Source organism: Thiorhodococcus mannitoliphagus, assembly GCF_010915725.1.
Lineage (GTDB): Bacteria > Pseudomonadota > Gammaproteobacteria > Chromatiales > Chromatiaceae > Thiorhodococcus > Thiorhodococcus mannitoliphagus.
In genome coordinates this window covers 18,793-33,728 of sequence record NZ_JAAIJR010000030.1, presented here as the reverse complement: position 1 = coordinate 33,728, position 14,936 = coordinate 18,793, and the positions used below count along the sequence as shown (strand labels likewise).

Here is a 14,936-nt window from a genome sequence, read left to right as displayed (position 1 = left end):
TTAGAAAGGCGGAGAGCCTTCAGAAGGACGAGACCCAATGCCGACCTGGCATTCAGTGAGTTCATCACTCCAGTGCGGCCTTTCCGCCGACGCGCGGAACTCAGATATAACAAGACCAGACCCAAGCAGGTGGCACATTGAAACAGGCGATGGACAAGGGTAAGAGTTGGTTCGAGAAGCTCATCCCGAGCCGCATTCGAATCGAGGCCAGCACCAAGCGGGCTGTCCCAGAGGGCGTTTGGGCCAAGTGCCCGGGCTGCCACGCCATCCTCTATCGCGCCGAACTCGAGCGGAATCTCGAAGTCTGCCCGAAGTGTGGCCACCATAGTCGGCTGACCGCGCGCAAGCGTCTTGAGGCCTTCCTTGATCCCGAAGGGCGCCAGGAGATCGGCGAGAGCCTCGAATCGCTAGACCCGCTCAAGTTCAAGGATCTCAAGAAGTACAAGGACCGGATCAGCCAGGCGCAGAAACAGTCCTCCGAAAAGGAGGCTATGGTCGTGATGCGCGGTGCGCTCAAGGAGACTCCCATCGTAGCCGCGGCCTTCGAGTTCAGCTTCATGGGCGGCTCCATGGGCTCCGTCGTCGGTGAGCGCTTCGTGCGCGGCGTGGAGGCCGCATTGGAGCAGAATTCGGCCTATGTGTGCTTCTCGGCCAGCGGTGGTGCGCGCATGCAAGAGAGCCTCTTCTCCCTGATGCAGATGGCCAAGACCAGTGCGGCGCTCGGCAAGATGCGCGAGCGGTCGCTGCCCTTCGTCTCGGTGATGACGGACCCGACCATGGGCGGCGTCTCCGCGAGTCTCGCCATGCTCGGCGACATCAACATCGCCGAGCCCAATGCACTGATCGGCTTCGCCGGTCCGCGAGTGATCGAGCAGACGGTGCGCGAGAAGCTTCCCGAAGGCTTCCAGCGCAGCGAGTTCCTTCTGGAAAAGGGCGCGCTCGACATGATCATCGATCGCCGCGATCTTCGCGAGCGTATCGCCGACCTGCTGGCGATCCTCTCCGCGCGGCCGCGCTATTGCCGCACGGTCGTTCCGGTCTGACCGCGAGGCATGGTGAGCAGGGGGCAGGGCGATTCCGACAGCCAGGGCGCCGGATCCGACGGAGACCCTGAACGGGTGCCCATGAGGGCAGGCCCGGTCGGTTTGCAGGCTTGGTTGGAGTGGCAGCTTTGCATCCACCCGCAGCACACAGCCCTTGGGCTGGAGCGCGTCAGCCAGGTCTGGCGGCGGCTCAGGCCGGAGCCGCTCGGGTTTCCCGTCATCACCGTCGGGGGCACCAACGGCAAAGGTTCCTGCGTTGCGATGATCGAGGCCATGGCGCTCGCCGCCGGCTATCGCTGCGGCAGCTACAGCTCGCCCCATTTGGTCGATTACAACGAGCGCGTCAAGCTCGCGGGCAAGCCCGTCTCTGACGAAGTCCTTTGCAGTGCCTTCGAGCGTGTTGAGGCAGCGCGCGAAGCCGTGGCGCTGACCTATTTCGAGTTCGGCACAGTCGCGGCATTGGACATTTTCGCGCGCGAGCAACCGGACCTTGTGGTGCTCGAGGTTGGACTCGGGGGGCGCCTGGACGCGGTCAACATCAGCGATTCCGACGTATCCGTGGTTACCAGCATCGGCCTCGATCACACCGCCTGGCTCGGCGAGAGTCTGGATGCGATCGCGCGCGAGAAGGCCGGGATCTTTCGCCCCGGGCGTCCGGCGATCATCGGGCAGCGCGATGCCCCGGCGGCCTTGAGGCAAGCAGCCGAGGACGCTTGCGCCCAGCCGATTCAGCTCGGTCGGGAGATGGTCGTCGAATCGGCCGATGCCGGTTGGATCCTGCGCGGACTTGGTGGCAGGCGCCTCGCGCTGCCGCTTCCGGCCATGCGTGGCGGCTTTCAGCTCGACAACGCGGCGAGCGCCATCACTGCGCTGCAGTGCTTGGCGGAGCGCCTGCCCATCTCCGCGGCTGCGCTCCGTGCTGGTCTCGGACGTGCCTTGCTGCCAGGGCGTTTCCAGATCGTGCCCGGTGAGGTGACCTGGATTCTGGATGTCGCCCACAATGCTGAGGCCGCCGGGGCGCTGGCGGCCAACCTGAGCGGTTTTCGCTGCGACGGCTCCTTGCGTGCGGTCTTGGCAGTCCTTGGCGACAAGCTCCCGGAAGCCATCGTCGAGCCGCTGCGCCCCTTCGTCGCTGATTGGTATCTGGCGCAAAGTGACGACGCGCGCGCCATGCCCGTCGATGAACTCGGGCAGCGGCTCGAAAGCCTCTTGGGCCGCTCAATCGCGGGCGGCTTCCTGGGCGTCGACTCGGCCATCGAGCATGCGCTCGCGGCTTCGAGGCCGGGCGATTGTCTCTTGGTGGTCGGCTCCTTTACGACCGTGGGTCAGGCCTTACGCCGAGCAGGCGGTATCTGAAGCCATGGCTCACGGGTTATACTGGCCGGCGCCCTCACGCGCGGGGCTTGACTTCAAAGCGTGGGCGACGAGACAGCCCTAGGCAATTCGGTGAGGATCTATGCGAGAAGGAGCCAAGAGACGTTTGGTCGGTGCGGTCGTCATCGTCGCTCTGGCGGTGATCTTTGTGCCTATGCTGTTCGAGGACGAATCGCTGGCACCACCCCTGAGCCAAGCGCTGCTTCCTGATGAGCCGGGCTTTGACACCCCGTTCGAAGCGGACCTCGACATCCCGCTGTCTGATCAGAGCGGTGAGGACTCGGTCACCGATTTAGGTGCCGAGAGCGCACCGCTCGACCTGCCTCCTCCGGACTCGCTCCCGCGACCGGAAACGGATTTTGACGGCCTGCAGCCTGGCCAGATTGGCAATACCGATGTGCCCGAGCCTGCGCCGGCCGAGTCGGCTTCGCGGGCCTCATCCACCGAGAGACCGGCAGCGCCGGCCGTGACAGCCGCGCCCGAGCGCGCTGCCCCAACGCCGCGCGCCAAACCTGAGCCGAAGCCGGCAGCGCCCCCAGTTCCGCCTCCGCCGCCCCCAGCCGAGGGGGTGCCGTCTTGGGTCGTGCAAGTGGCGAGCCTCGGGTCGTCCGCCTCGGCGACCAATCTTGCCGATAAGCTCAAAGCAGCCGGCTTCACCGCCTTCGTCGAGAAGGCCGAAGTCCGCGGCAAGACCTTTTATCGAGTGCGCGTTGGTCCAGAGGTCAACCGCGACGCGGCCGAGCGGGCCGCCGCAATGCTTCGTCAGCAGCAGAAGCTCGATACCTTGATTCAACGCTACCCGTAGCTCGGCTACCCATAGCTCGGCGGCCTTCTTGCCCGCTCTCCTCGTCAGCCCATAGATGGCGCCGAGAGCGCGCCGGCGGTCCCGTCCAAGAGTCCATGCTTCAAGCCAGCGCAGTCAATTTTCAGGAGTCCGAATGAACTGGGTCGACTACAGCATCATCGCCATTATCGTGCTGTCAGCTTTGGTTGGGCTCGCCCGAGGCCTGGTTCGTGAAGTGGTTTCCCTCGGGGTTTGGGTCTTGGCGTTGGTTGTCGCCTGGGTCTTTCATGCAGACGCTGCCGATCTCCTGACCGCCCAACTTTCACAGCCGGAGTTGCGCGTCGCGGTCGCCTTCGTTGGGCTCGTGCTGCTGACGCTGCTCTTTGGCGCGCTCTTTGGCGCGCTCTTGACGGCACTCGTCGACAAGGCGGGCCTCACCGGCACCGACCGGCTCTTGGGTCTCTTCTTCGGCGGTGCCCGTGGGGCCGTCATTGTGGCGATGGCGGTCTTCCTGGTGGCGCTAACGCCTCTGCCTTCGGAGCAGTGGTGGGGCGAGTCTGGGCTCATCGACGATTTTCAGGGGATGGCCGGCTGGATGCTGAGCATGGTGCCTCCGGAGCTGCAGGTCAGGCTCAAAGAGATCTGAGCTGATCGCGCGATGCCGATTATCCTCAACACCTATCGGTTTCCCGAAATCAACCGGAACAGCCGCTCCAAGCCTGCGTAGCCAGGCCATCCTGGCCTGGTTTGCCAGGGCTGGAAGCCCTGGCTACATAAAACCGATAGGTGGTGAGATTATCTGAACGAGTTGATGGCTCGGGCCTGCGTAGGTTACCCTGCTTCGCTCTCGATCAATTGCGTCTGACCGCCGGGTGAGGCGCAGGCGAGGGTTCTCTTCATGTGCGGTATCGTCGGAATCGTCGGCAAAAGTCCGGTCAATCAATCCCTCTACGACGCGCTCTTGGTGCTCCAGCATCGCGGGCAGGACGCGGCGGGGATTGTGACCTGCCATGGTGACAAGCTTCATCTACGCAAAGACAACGGCCTCGCGCGGGATGTCTTCCAAACCCGCCATATGATCCGCCTGCTGGGGGCCATGGGTGTCGGCCACGTGCGCTACCCCACTGCGGGTGCATCGAGTTCGGCGGAGGCGCAGCCCTTCTACGTCAATTCGCCCTATGGCATCGTGCTGGCGCACAACGGCAATCTCACCAACGCCGAAGACCTCAAGCGTGACCTCCTCGTCGACGATTTGCGCCACCTGAACACGGAGTCTGACTCCGAGATCTTGCTGAACATCTTCGCCCACGAGCTGCAGATCCAGGGTAAGTTGCGGATCAATGAGCAAGATGTCTTCCGTGCCGTGGCCGGGGTACATCGGCGCTGTCGCGGGGGCTATGCCGCCGTGGCCATGATTCCAGGCTTTGGCGTCTTTGGTTTCCGCGATCCGTACGGGATTCGTCCGCTGGTCTATGGGCGTCGCGAGACGCCTGATGGGGCGGAGTACATGATCGCCTCGGAGAGCGTCGCGCTGGATACCATTGGCTTCAAGCTCGTTGGTGATGTCGCGCCGGGCGAGGCGGTGTTCATCTCGGTCGATGGCGAGCTCCATACGCGTCAATGTGCGGCTCAGACGCAGCTCTCGCCTTGCATCTTCGAGTTCGTCTATTTCGCCCGCCCGGACTCCATCATCGACAACATTTCAGTACACAAGTCACGCTCGAGAATGGGCAAGAAGCTCGCGGCCAAGATCAAGCGCGAGTGGTCGAATCTCGACATCGACGTCGTCATCCCGGTGCCGGACACCAGCCGCACTGCCGCCCTGCAGCTCGCCAATCAACTGGGAATCAGCTACGCCGAGGGCTTCATCAAGAACCGCTATATCGGGCGGACCTTTATCATGCCGGGACAGAAGGTGCGCAAGAAGTCTGTGCGGCAAAAGCTCAATGCCATCGATCTTGAGTTCCGCAAAAAGAGCGTGCTCTTGGTCGACGACTCCATTGTGCGCGGGACGACCTCGCAGCAGATCATCCAGATGGCACGTGATGCCGGGGCCCATCGCGTCTACTTTGCGTCGGCCGCGCCGCCCGTGCGATTTCCCAACGTCTACGGCATCGATATGCCCGTTGCGAGTGAGCTGATCGCCTCTGGCAGATCCGAGGACGAGGTCGCGCGCGAGCTTGGTACGGATGGTCTGATCTTTCAGGACCTTGACGACCTCATCGAGGCCGTGCAGAAGAAGGGCAAGTCGCATGTCGACCGCTTCGATACCTCTGTGTTCGACGGTGAGTATGTGACGGGAGACGTGACGCCCGAGTATCTCGAAGCGCTCGAGGCGCGTCGCAACGACTGCGCGAAAGAGAGCCACAAGTGCGCCGACGAGGCTGCGATTGACCTTTACAACTCAGAGTGACGACGCGGATTTGAGCGCACCCGAGGATTTCGACGCCAAGTCCGGTTTCGCCACGCGCGCGATTCGGACAGGCCATCTGCGTACCCCCGAGGGTGAGCACAGCGAGCCCATCTTTGCGACCTCCAGCTTCGTCTTCGACAGCGCCGCCGAGGCTGCGGCCCGCTTTTCCGGCGATCTCCAAGGCAACATCTATTCGCGCTTCACCAATCCCACGGTGCGTGCCTTCGAGCAGCGGCTCGCGAGCCTGGAGGGTGGAGAGGCTTGCGTTGCGACTGCCTCCGGCATGAGTGCGATCCTGGCGACCTGCATGGGTCTGCTCAAGACGGGCGACCGCATCCTCTCCTCGTGCAGTCTCTTCGGCAGCACCACCATGCTGTTCAACAAGTATCTGGCACGCTTCGGCATCCAAACCAGCTATGTGCCGCTGAGCGAGTTGGATGCCTGGGAGGCCGCCATGGATGCGCGCACGCGCATCCTCTTCTGCGAAACACCCTCGAATCCGCTGACCGAGATGGTCGATCTGCGGCGGCTCGCCGAGATCGCGCATCGCCACGGCTGCCTGCTCGTCGTCGACAACTGCTTCTGCACACCGGCGTTGCAGCGCCCTCTGGACTTGGGAGCGGACATCGTTATCCACTCGGCAACCAAGTTTCTGGACGGCCAGGGACGCTGCGTGGGCGGGGCCGTCGTGGGTGATAAGAAGCTGGTCGGCGAAGAGGTCTTCGGCGTTCTGCGCACGGCTGGCCCGACCATGAGCCCCTTCAACGCCTGGGTCTTCCTCAAGGGGCTCGAGACCTTGGAGCTGCGCATGCTGGCGCACTCCCGAGGTGCCGCCCAACTCGCTGATTGGCTCTCGACCCAGGCTGCCGTCGAGCGGGTCTATTACCCAGGTCGCGCCGATCATCCGCAGCATCGGCTGGTTGGCGACCAGCAACGGACCGGCGGCGGCATCCTTGCCTTCGATGTCCGCGGCGGACAGGTGGGCGCTTGGCGTGTGGTCGACGCCACCCGCATGATCTCAATCACCGCAAACCTCGGGGATGCCAAGACGACCATCACACACCCGGCGACCACGACCCATGGCCGGCTGTCACCTGAGGAGCGCGTTACCGCCGGTATCGCTGACGGGCTCTTGCGCGTCGCCGTCGGACTGGAGGACGTCTCCGACATCCAAGCGGATCTCGCCCGCGGCTTGTCCGGGCTCTGATCGACGGCATGTCTCAGTGCACGAACGGCGTCACGGTCATCTGCCCCGGCTTGGTTGGACCGCTGCCCTGCATTCCCGAGAGGCTTCCGCGAACGCCCGTGCTGGATCTTTGGCTGGGTCGGGGGCAGGTCTCCCATGGTGAGAGACGCGACCCTGACCACGCGGTTCTAGAGGCATTCGGGCTGCATTCGACCCCCGACCAAGCCCCGCCGACCGGCCCCATTTGTCTCCTCGGCGATGACCCAAGCGCGGATCTCGGCGGCTATTGGATGCATGCCGACCCGGTTCATCTGCGTCCGGACCGTGATCAGCTCTTGGTCTTTGCGGGCGATGACCTCCAGCCGTCCCAGGAAGAAGCGCAGGCACTCGTCGAAGCCTTCAACCTGCACTTCGCGGATGACCACCTGTTGCTCGTCGCGCCCACGCCCGGGCGCTGGTATCTGCGTGTGCCGAAGGATCCGGGGTTGCGCACAGTCCCGCTCCATCAGGTGCAGGGGCAGCCGATGCTGGCGCACCTGCCTGAAGGACCGAGGCTCTCCGAATGGATGCGGCTCATGAACGAAGTGCAGATGCTCTTCCACGCGCACCCCGTCAACGCAGTGTGCGAGTCGCGTGGCCGCCCCATGCTCAATGGCCTCTGGGCCTGGGGGGGAGGGCGGCTGCCAGCGCCCCCGGTGAATCCGCCGTCCCTTCTCATCGGCGACCACCCTCTGATTCGCGGACTCTCGCGGCTGGGCGGTGGTCAGCAGCTCCCGGCGAGCGGCGGCACGGGTGCGTCGATCTTGGGTGCGGGCAATGCGCTGGTCTTCGAGGATGCCCTTTGGCGGGCGCTTCGCGATCGGGATCTCGATGCCTGGCAGCTGGGTCTAGAGGCCCTCGAGGCGCGCTGCGCGGAGATCGACGCCCAGCTGCGCGGTGCTGGTCTGTCGAGTATCCAGCTCGATCCCTGCGACGGACGCTGCTGGAGCATGACGCCAAGTCGCCTGCGCCGCTTCTGGCGCCGCGGCGGACTGCGGCGTCTCTTGAGCGCGCGGGCAGCCCAGGTCGCGCCGCTTTCGGGCTGACAGGAGGGCGGGCTCGAAGGCTCGCCGGCTACGGCCAAGGTCGTGCTTCCCTGCCGATGTCCAGCGTGACCTAGGCCGCCATGCTGACCAGTGTCGGCTGCAGGATGCGGAATGCATCCGCCGTTGCCAGCCTGATGATGTAGCCGCGTTTGCCGCCGTTGATGTAGATCCGTGGCAGCTCGGCGATGCCCTGCTCGCAGTAGACGGGCATGCTGCGACGGGTGCCGAAGGGCGAGGTACCGCCGACCTGATACCCTGAATGTTTGTCCGCCACGTTGGGATCGCAGGGTGAGACGCGCTTGACACCGATGGCACGCGCCAGCGCCTGTGTCGAGACCTGCCGGTCGCCATGCATCAGCACGATCATGGGGCGCTTGGTGTCATCCTCCATGATGAGGGTCTTGATGACGCTGTGCTCATCCACGTCGAGCTGGCGTGCAGAGTCGCTGGTTCCTCCGCCATCGACGTAGTCGTAGAGGTGTCCCTCGAAGGGGATCTTGGCGCTGCGGAGGACGCGGATGGCTTGGGTGACGGGCGCTTTGGCGGGTTTCATTGGGGCGACTTGGACTGATCTGGATCGCACTTGTTCAATCGGAGTCGGTGTCGGGCGCCAAGGCTTGGCTGAGTCGGTCCTGATACTGCTGCTGGACGACCTGCCCGAGGCCATGCCCCCGGCTTTCTTGGAGCCGCAGCTCCAAGAGGCGCAGATGTCGCAGCTTGCGCTCACGCGCTTCCGGCTCATGAATCCGGGCCAGCAGCGCCTCCGTGTCCTTGATGGCGCGCAGTGTCTCGAGTTCGGGCGGCAAATAGCCCGCGTTCTTGAGCAGACGATAGCCGGCGCGGAGGTGCTCTGGCACCATCGAAAGATCCTCGTCCGGCAAGGGGCGGCCCTCGCCGGACAAGCCGCTCAGCTCACCACGCTCAATGGCGGCTTTGATGTGCTGCTCTGCCAGCTGGTCGATGATGTCCATGGAGGGCTCTTTGTCGGGTCTCTGGCGTTGCGTCGTGCGTCGTGCGTCGATGAGAGAGATGGATCCTCGGGCATCTTGATAGGGGGCGCGATCTGTCTTTCGCTCTCTTTTCCGGCGCGCTGAAAGGCAAGGCCTCGTTGCGCAGCACTATTGCGTCAGTAAGAAAGCGTCCATCAACAACTTCCCCCCTTTCGCAAAGGGGGGCTAGGGGGGATTTCGGGCGGCATCGCTCGCATCGGGAAACAATTGATGGACACTTGCTAAGTCGGAAGCGGATGCGGTGTCGAGAAGATGCAGATGGACGCGGTCGTCGGTCTCCGCGATGAGGCGCTCAAAGGTTGCTTCAATCGCTCCTTGCTCCTCCCCTGTGAGTTCATCCATGACAAGGACGAGGCGGAGTCTGTTCATGCCCAGGGCGTCGCGCTCGGCGAGTCCCGCGCGGATCCAATCCGCCATCTTGGAGTGCGCTGCGCGCTCGCTGGCCGCCGCGACGATGTAGATCAGCAGGCGACCGCCAATGGCGATACGCCGGTCGATTCCCGCGGTGCGCGAGGGCGCTGAGGGCGCGTCGTCGACCTGCTCGAAGACCTCGGCGGGGCAAGTACACCCCAGCCTGTGGCGCACGAAGTGTTCAAGCTCAGGGGTGGCCGGCCGGGTGCTCATCTGTGCTTAGAGTTCCTGCGAGGCGAAATCCGCGAGGCGCGAGCGCTCGCCGCGCATCAGGGTGATGTGCCCGCTGTGCGGCCAGTGCTTGAAGCGATCGACGACATAGGTCAGACCGGAGGTGGTCTCCGTCAGATAAGGCGTGTCGATCTGGCTGATGTTGCCGAGACAGACGAACTTGGTGCCGGGTCCGGCGCGGGTGACGAGCGTCTTCATCTGCTTGGCGGTGAGGTTCTGCGCCTCGTCCAAGATGATGTACTTGTTCAGGAAGGTCCGGCCGCGCATGAAGTTGAGCGAGGAGATGCGGATGCGGCTGCGGATGAGGTCGTTGGTTGCGGCCCGGCCCCAGTCGCCGCCCTCGGGCTGCGTCAGGACCTCCAGGTTGTCCATGAGCGCGCCCATCCAGGGCGTCATCTTTTCTTCTTCCGTCCCCGGCAGGAAGCCGATGTCCTCACCCACGGGTACAGTGACCCGAGTCATGATGATCTCGCGATAGAGATTGCGGTCCAGTACCTGGGCCAGCCCTGCCGCCAAGGCGAGCAGCGTCTTGCCGGTGCCCGCGGCACCGAGCAGGGTGACGAAATCCAGCTCGGGATTCATCAGCATGTTCAGCGCGAAGTTCTGCTCGCGGTTGCGCGCGTTGATGCCCCACACGTTGCGACGCGACTGGCGATAGTCGTCTACCAGCTCGATGATGGCCTCGGTCTCGGAGCGCTTCTCTCGCACCATGGCCTCGAAGGCGCCGTCGTCACCCAGGGCGATGCACTCAGCCGTGTACCAGTCGACGAGATCTGGGCCGGCGACTCGATAGAAGGTTCGGCCTTCCTCTTTCCAGGCGTCCACGGTCTTTTCATGGCGCTCCCAGAAATCATCGGGCAGCACCTCGAGCCCGGTGTAGAGGAGGGCTGCGTCATCCAGGACTTGATCGTTGGAGTAGTCCTCGGCGGGGATCCCCAGCACCGCCGCTTTGATGCGCAGGTTGATGTCTTTGGAGACGATGATGACCTGGCGGTCGGTGCGCGCCTCGCGCAGCGCCTGCGCGGTGCCGAGGATGTTGTTGTCCGCGATGGTGCCCGGCAAGGATTGGGGCAGCTTGAGTGTCAGAATCTCGGTCTGGAAGAAGAGACGCCCGCTCGCCGGGGCGATGATGCCGCCCCCGGTGCTGGAGGCTGGTCCGATCGGCAGCCCGGCGTCGATCTCCTCTTTGTCCGCATTGCTCATGAGTTGGTCGAGGAAGCGGCTGACCTGGCGGACATTGCGGGCGACCTCCGACATGCCCTTTTTGGCCCGGTCGAGTTCTTCGAGAACCACCATCGGCAGAAAGACGTCGTGCTCCTGGAAGCGGAAGAGGGCGGTGGGGTCGTGCATGAGCACGTTGGTGTCAAGGACGAAGAGGCAGGGCTTGTCGTTTTCGCGTTTGATCATTGGGCTTCTGGGCAGACGCTGTGCCGGGCGGGGTGGGTGGGCCGGGGTGCCAGGCCGGCCATGTTGTGACGCTGGACTGGAGCTAGCCGGTGCTCAGCGCTTGAGCGGCCGCGAGGACTTCCTCCACGTGCCCCTTGACCTTGACGCCACGCCACTCCTGGCGCAGTACGCCGTCCGCGTCGATGAGGAAGGTGCTGCGCTCCACGCCGAGGCTCTCCTTGCCATACATCTTCTTGAGCTTGATGACGTCGAAGGCCTTGCACAGCACTTCTTCCTTGTCGGACAGGAGGTCGAAGGGGAAGGCCTGCTTGGCCTTGAAGTTCTCCTGCGCCTTGATGCCATCCCGGGAGGCGCCGAGGATCTGGGTGTTCGCGGCGGTGAAGGCAGCCATGGCATCGCGGAAGTCCTGTCCTTCCTGGGTGCAGCCCGGGGTGCTGGCCTTGGGGTAGAAGTAGAGGACGAGGCACTTGCCGCGATAGTCCGAGAGCTTGACGGTCTTGTCGCCGGTAGCGGGGAGTTCGATGTCAGGAATGGTCTCGCCGGTCTTCAATGTCATGGTCATTGTCTCCGATGCAGTCGACTGTCGAACAGCGATTGAGGGTTCGCTGAATCGATCTCCAATGTGGGGACGACCAGGGTTTTTCTAAGGAAGACCGATGCGCTGACTCAGCTCTTGAGCGGCTCCAGGACGGCATCCAGGTTCAGGCCGTCGCAGTAATCCATGAACTCCTCGCGCAAGGCCGCGATGTGCACGTCGGCTGGAATGCCGATCGTCATGTGCACCGAGAACATGGGGGTTCCCGTGTGGGCTGCGGCATAGGTGCTGGTGGCCATGTCCTCGATGTTGATGTTGCGCTCGGCGAAGAACCCAGCCAGGTTGTTGACGATGCCCGGATGATCCATGGAGACGACATCGATGGCGTAGGGCAGCAGGTTGCCCTCGGTCGTGCGCTGGCCGGTGCGCTTGGAGACGATGATCATGCCGAGCTGGCGTTCCAGCTCGGGCAGCGCATTCTCGATCTTGGCTAGGGTGTTCCACTTGCCCTCGACGAGCAGCATCGCGGCGAACTCTCCGCCCAGGACCGCCATGCGGCTGTCCTCAATGTTGCAATCGTGCTCGAGCACGGCCTTGGAGAGCTGGTTGACGATGCCCGGATGATCTTCACCCAGTGCGGAGATCACGAGATAGGTCTTCTGCCTGGTCATGTCCTTGCCGATGGTCGGAGGTGTGGAGGTCTGGATCTGTTGACCACCGAGTGTAGCACGGAGACAGCGGCGGCCGTATTGGGCGGAGCTGCTCGCGAGGTTGGCGTGACTCAGTCCCGGGGTGCCTCTTGAGTGGGCTCCTGGCCGTGGAGTGGATACCAGGCGCTGTCGCGTTGGGGTGGCAGCAGGTCGCGACGCATCTGCTTCAGCGCTTCGACACTGGTGCGGCTGCCGCCGGCCGAGAAGGGGGCTTCCTCCTCGAGCACGTCGCCGAGTTCGGCATCGATTTGATCGGGGTCCTCGCCTGCCTCCATGCGCCGGATGGCCTCGGACATGGCGTCCCCCATCTTGAGGCCGCTGGCCTGGAAGAGCTTGCGCATGACCTGAGCGGCCTGCTTGGGGTCTTCATCGTCGAGGTGCTCGAGTTCGCCGGCCATGGAGGCCATTGCGCTCATCAGCTTCTCCTCGTCCATGCCGGCCGGTAGGGCGTCGTCTCCGGCCGCGTCGTCGCTTTCCGCGCGTCCTGAGCTGATGGCAAAGAGGCTTGCCTGGCGGTCCAGCTCGGGTTTGCCGCAGCTGGGGCACTGGGGGCGTGTTTCCGTGTCGACGCGGCGCGAGAAGAAGCTGTAGATCCTGTGACAGTCGGGACAATAGAACTCGTAGACAGGCATTTTGCAGACCTCCGAATCAATGATCCGCGGATTTTAGCCATACAGTGGCTGGCCGGGGAGATGGGCGCGGAGGCCGGGCGAGCCATGAGAGGGCGCCGGGCTTGGTGTCTCCGCCAGTCGTTCCTCGAGCGCTTGTTCAGTCGGGTGACGCCTGCCGTCTTGGCTCCGATTGCTCTGGTGCTTGGCATGAGCCAGCTTGCTGGCGGCCTGATCTGCCGGCCTCGGAGTGTCGCAGCTCAGAGGTCGCTCCACATCCTCAGTAGGTTGGCGTAGGAACGGTCGACATAGCCGCTCTTTGCGGTCCCGGCCGCCTCCTTGAGCAACTGCTCCCGCGCAAGGCCCAGCTCATAAAGCAGCTCTCGACGGGCGGGGTCACGCACATAGCTCTGAATCCAGGCAAGCGCGACCAACCGCGTGCCGGACCGAACCTCGGCGACCTGGTGCAGGCTTGAGGAGGGATAGACGACCGCATGCCCGGGGGGCAGCTTGACGCGCTTGTCACCAAACGTCGTGCGAATGACCAGCTCGCCGCCCTCGTAGGTGTCCGGGGCGTTGAGAAAGACGGTCATTGAAACATCCGTGCGAAAGCGTGGCCCGCCCGCGCCCATGATGGGATCGTCGACGTGCTCGCCATAGGCCATGCCAGGCGTGTAGCGGGCAAAGATGGGGTCGGACACCCTGTGCGGTAGCACGCCGAGGCGGAAGTGCTCGTTGTGGCCGAGACTCGCCATGAGGATGCGGATCAGGCGCTGCATGCGCTCCGGGTCTGGACGCAGCTCTTCGTTGCGCTTGACGCGTGAAGCCGCGAAGCCGGCGGTGGCCTTGCCGTCGATGAAGGGGGCGTCGGCGAGGGTCTCGTGGATCTTGTCGAGCTGTGCGGCGTTCAGGAGATCTGGGATGGTGAGCAGCATGACTTGAGTCTCCTAGGTTGGGCGGGACGGGCCTGCGATGCGCGGCAGTTGCTTCGGTCTCCGCGCCGAACCATAGCGTCTCTGCAGAGAGATGCGGTCCGCAAGGCGGACCCGGTCTGGAGAGGCTTGACGTAACATAGGAGAATCGGAATCTACTGATACATGTCAAGACAACCAGGATTTGGAGGCGCCACATGATCCTCAACGCGATCATCGACGATCAGGTCTACCAGCTCAACGTGCCGGATTCGCTCGTCGCGCAGGCGGGCGGGTACTTCGATCAGCTCGACAAGGATATGGATGCCGGCTGGCAGATGAGCCGTGAGTGGGTCGATGCGCCAGATCGCATGCAGCGCTGCCAGATCGTGGCGGACAAGCTGCTGACCGCGCTCGAGACCGAGAATGAGAAGCTCGGGCTGCTCATGGCGGGTTATATCCTGGCACGGCTGCCTGGGGTCGAGTCAGTGGAACTGGACGTCCAAGGTGAGATTCAGAATAACGCCTTCATCATTGCCGAGTCCCGGCCGAGCCCTTCGCGCGCAGCTCAGTCGAGTTCTGCGGGCATGAGTAAGCTTGAGGCTATGGAGCGGGCGGGGCAGGATGTGACCCAGGTCTTCAAGGTGGGTCGGGGCTACCGCTTTTCTGTGCTCGACCAGGCTTCGGGTGCTTGGCGGGACTCCCCGACGCTCGGCAGCGAGGAAGAGGCATCGCGGTTGCGCCAGCAAGCCTTCAAGGCGCGCTACGAGGAACTCCTTGGGTCGTTTGCAGGTTGACGTTCGAATCTGCGGAGGCCTGGGGCTCGCGTCGTTGAGGGGGGTGGGGCGCAGGGCGCCCCAGTAAGCCAGGTCAGCTGTCCGCGTCTTTATTGGTGTTGATGCTGAAGGGGATGTAGGCGAGGCAAACCCCCAAGATGGCGGTTGCGAGGACGATCAGGCCGGCGACCGTTAGCACCACCTTCATGGTGACGGAGGACACCATGAGACCGGCCAGAATGAGCACGCCAGCGGCGGCCAAGCGGATGTTCTTGTCCATCGGGCCAACATTCTTGTTCAGGGCCATAGATTAGCTCCTCTCGATAAGGCTAGGATTCGGGGCGGGAGACGCGCTTGGCTCGTCTCGGAGGTCGGCAGCCAATCTGTGGGATGACTGCCGTCGTCAAGTGCCCGCGCATTATACTCAGGGTCGCCGTCGTGGAGATTGCGAT

The 14,936-nt window shown here is 63.8% G+C and carries 17 protein-coding genes; 8 read left to right on the top strand and 9 right to left on the bottom strand.

Annotated features, from left to right (window positions below; translation table 11 throughout):
- Positions 1-149: 149 nt before the first annotated feature.
- The 7 genes from accD to G3480_RS09455 all read left to right on the top strand — a co-directional run bounded on the left by accD (position 150) and on the right by G3480_RS09455 (position 7,885).
- Complete coding sequence (gene accD, locus G3480_RS09485; RefSeq protein ID WP_164653634.1) at positions 150-1,043, top strand: acetyl-CoA carboxylase, carboxyltransferase subunit beta; 894 nt, start codon at positions 150-152, stop codon at positions 1,041-1,043.
- Between the two features lie 81 nt (positions 1,044-1,124).
- On the top strand, positions 1,125-2,399 hold the full coding sequence (folC, locus tag G3480_RS09480; protein ID WP_164653633.1) for a bifunctional tetrahydrofolate synthase/dihydrofolate synthase: 1,275 nt from the start codon (positions 1,125-1,127) through the stop codon (positions 2,397-2,399).
- A 100-nt stretch (positions 2,400-2,499) separates the two neighbouring features.
- Complete coding sequence (locus tag G3480_RS09475; protein ID WP_164653632.1) at positions 2,500-3,222, top strand: SPOR domain-containing protein; 723 nt, start codon at positions 2,500-2,502, stop codon at positions 3,220-3,222.
- Between the two features lie 133 nt (positions 3,223-3,355).
- Positions 3,356-3,847, top strand: coding sequence for a CvpA family protein (locus G3480_RS09470; RefSeq protein WP_164653631.1), 492 nt, complete (start codon positions 3,356-3,358; stop codon positions 3,845-3,847).
- 252 nt (positions 3,848-4,099) lie between these two features.
- Positions 4,100-5,614, top strand: coding sequence for an amidophosphoribosyltransferase (gene purF, locus G3480_RS09465; RefSeq protein WP_164653630.1), 1,515 nt, complete (start codon positions 4,100-4,102; stop codon positions 5,612-5,614).
- The gene (locus G3480_RS09460) at positions 5,592-6,821 is read left to right on the top strand and encodes an O-succinylhomoserine sulfhydrylase (protein ID WP_420824616.1); all 1,230 of its coding nucleotides are present in this window, start codon (positions 5,592-5,594) and stop codon (positions 6,819-6,821) included. The genes purF and G3480_RS09460 overlap by 23 nt, the downstream gene beginning before the upstream one ends.
- A gap of 8 nt (positions 6,822-6,829) precedes the next feature.
- On the top strand, positions 6,830-7,885 hold the full coding sequence (locus tag G3480_RS09455) for a phosphoglycerate mutase (protein ID WP_164653629.1): 1,056 nt from the start codon (positions 6,830-6,832) through the stop codon (positions 7,883-7,885).
- A 70-nt stretch (positions 7,886-7,955) separates the two neighbouring features.
- Here G3480_RS09455 and ybaK read toward each other — a convergent pair whose 3' ends face one another.
- The 8 genes from ybaK to G3480_RS09415 form a co-directional block, all read right to left on the bottom strand.
- Positions 7,956-8,438: a Cys-tRNA(Pro) deacylase gene (ybaK, locus tag G3480_RS09450; RefSeq protein ID WP_164653628.1), complete on the bottom strand. Its 483-nt coding sequence runs from the start codon at positions 8,436-8,438 to the stop codon at positions 7,956-7,958.
- A 34-nt stretch (positions 8,439-8,472) separates the two neighbouring features.
- Positions 8,473-8,856, bottom strand: coding sequence for a DnaJ family domain-containing protein (locus tag G3480_RS09445; protein WP_164653627.1), 384 nt, complete (start codon positions 8,854-8,856; stop codon positions 8,473-8,475).
- A gap of 204 nt (positions 8,857-9,060) precedes the next feature.
- Positions 9,061-9,519 (bottom strand): hypothetical protein, encoded by a 459-nt coding sequence (locus G3480_RS09440; protein WP_164653626.1) that lies wholly within the window; start codon positions 9,517-9,519, stop codon positions 9,061-9,063.
- Positions 9,520-9,525: 6 nt separating this feature from the next.
- Positions 9,526-10,944, bottom strand: coding sequence for a PhoH family protein (locus G3480_RS09435; protein ID WP_164653625.1), 1,419 nt, complete (start codon positions 10,942-10,944; stop codon positions 9,526-9,528).
- Positions 10,945-11,026: 82 nt separating this feature from the next.
- Positions 11,027-11,500: a peroxiredoxin gene (locus G3480_RS09430; protein ID WP_164653624.1), complete on the bottom strand. Its 474-nt coding sequence runs from the start codon at positions 11,498-11,500 to the stop codon at positions 11,027-11,029.
- Positions 11,501-11,610: 110 nt separating this feature from the next.
- Positions 11,611-12,150, bottom strand: coding sequence for a glycine cleavage system transcriptional repressor (locus G3480_RS09425; RefSeq protein WP_164653623.1), 540 nt, complete (start codon positions 12,148-12,150; stop codon positions 11,611-11,613).
- A 110-nt stretch (positions 12,151-12,260) separates the two neighbouring features.
- Positions 12,261-12,821 (bottom strand): FmdB family zinc ribbon protein, encoded by a 561-nt coding sequence (locus G3480_RS09420; protein WP_164653622.1) that lies wholly within the window; start codon positions 12,819-12,821, stop codon positions 12,261-12,263.
- Positions 12,822-13,057: 236 nt separating this feature from the next.
- Positions 13,058-13,732, bottom strand: coding sequence for a Fe2+-dependent dioxygenase (locus tag G3480_RS09415; protein ID WP_164653621.1), 675 nt, complete (start codon positions 13,730-13,732; stop codon positions 13,058-13,060).
- Between the two features lie 194 nt (positions 13,733-13,926).
- Here G3480_RS09415 and G3480_RS09410 point away from each other — a divergent pair, with 194 nt between their 5' ends.
- Positions 13,927-14,505 carry a hypothetical protein gene (locus G3480_RS09410; protein WP_164653620.1) on the top strand — a complete coding sequence of 193 codons (579 nt, stop codon included), beginning with the start codon at positions 13,927-13,929 and terminating at the stop codon, positions 14,503-14,505.
- Positions 14,506-14,578: 73 nt separating this feature from the next.
- On the opposite strand, the gene G3480_RS09405 is transcribed toward G3480_RS09410, so the two are convergent.
- On the bottom strand, positions 14,579-14,791 hold the full coding sequence (locus G3480_RS09405) for a YgaP family membrane protein (protein WP_164653619.1): 213 nt from the start codon (positions 14,789-14,791) through the stop codon (positions 14,579-14,581).
- Positions 14,792-14,936 lie beyond the last annotated feature (145 nt).